This is a genomic window from Variovorax sp. 10N432, assembly GCF_056394465.1.
Window position 1 is genome coordinate 1 of record NZ_JBFTHX010000133.1, and the last position, 775, is coordinate 775.

At 65.4% G+C, this 775-nt stretch carries 1 protein-coding gene; it reads left to right on the forward strand.

Features of this window, described 5'->3' with window-relative positions; all coding sequences use genetic code 11:
• Positions 1-38 precede the first annotated feature (38 nt).
• Positions 39-775 (forward strand): branched-chain amino acid ABC transporter permease (locus tag AC1DF3_RS36995; RefSeq protein ID WP_478142812.1); only part of this gene is annotated, 737 nt, incomplete at its 3' end.

Genomic DNA, 775 nt, shown 5'->3' on the forward strand with positions numbered 1-775 from the left:
GGGCTGGTCAACGGGTCGTTCTACGCGAGTTCTACGCGATCCTGAGCCTCGGGCTCGCAGTGATCTTCGGCCTGCTCAACGTCATCAACTTCGCGCACGGCGCGCTGTTCATGCTGGGCGCGGTGCTGACCTGGATGGCGATGAACTATTTCGACGTCAATTACTGGGTCATGCTGGCGGTGGCGCCGGTCATCGTCGGGCTGTTCGGCATCGTCATCGAGCGGCTGCTGCTGCGCTGGATCTACAAGCTCGACCACCTCTACGGCCTCTTGCTGACGCTCGGCCTCACGCTGCTGATCGAAGGCGTGTTCCGCTCGATCTACGGTGTCTCGGGCCTGGCCTACGACACGCCCGACGCGCTGGCCAGCGCCACCGACCTCGGCTTCATGATCCTGCCCAACTACCGGGCCTGGGTGGTGGTGGCCTCGCTGGTGGTCTGCTTCGCGACCTGGTTCGTGATCGAGAAGACACGGCTCGGCGCCTACCTGCGCGCCGGCACCGAGAACCCGCGGCTGGTCGAGGCTTTCGGGGTCAACGTGCCGCTGATGATCACGCTGACCTACGGCTTCGGCGTGGCACTGGCTGCCTTCGCCGGCGTGCTCGCGGCGCCGGTGATCCAGGTCTCGCCGCTGATGGGGCAGAACCTCATCATCGTCGTGTTCGCGGTGGTGGTGATCGGCGGYATGGGCTCGATCATGGGCGCCATCCTGACCGGGCTCGGGCTCGGCGTGATCGAAGGCCTGACCAAAGTGTTCTACCCCGAGGCATCCTCCAC